Below are 282 nucleotides of genomic sequence, written 5' to 3'. Positions count from 1 at the left end.
ACGTGGTCGAGGCGGAAGGCTTTTCGGCCGCGGGTCGCAAGATCGGCCGTTCCAAGGCGCTGCTGTCGAAATACGTGCGCGAGCTGGAAGACGAGCTCGGCGCGCTGCTTTTGAACCGCACCACGCGCCAGTTCTCGCTCACCGAAGCCGGCCATACCTATTATCAGCGGGCCTCGGAAATCGTGCGCGAAGTCGACAGCCTCGCCGAGACGGTGCGCCAGTCTTCCGGCGACGTTCGCGGCAGGATCAAGCTGTCGGCCGCCCGCACCTTCGCCGACGCGC

General features: G+C 66.3%; 1 protein-coding gene. It reads left to right on the top strand.

The genetic code is table 11. The features are described 5' to 3' along the window. Positions 1–2: 2 nt before the first annotated feature. Positions 3–282, top strand: a 280-nt coding sequence (locus tag EN852_RS40190; protein WP_246694608.1) for a LysR family transcriptional regulator, incomplete at its 3' end; no start/stop codon positions are given.

This window comes from Mesorhizobium sp. M2E.F.Ca.ET.209.01.1.1, from assembly GCF_004010375.2.
Lineage (GTDB): Bacteria > Pseudomonadota > Alphaproteobacteria > Rhizobiales > Rhizobiaceae > Mesorhizobium.
The sequence above is the reverse complement of the archived record's forward strand: the minus strand, read 5'-3'. Positions and strand labels throughout refer to the sequence as shown.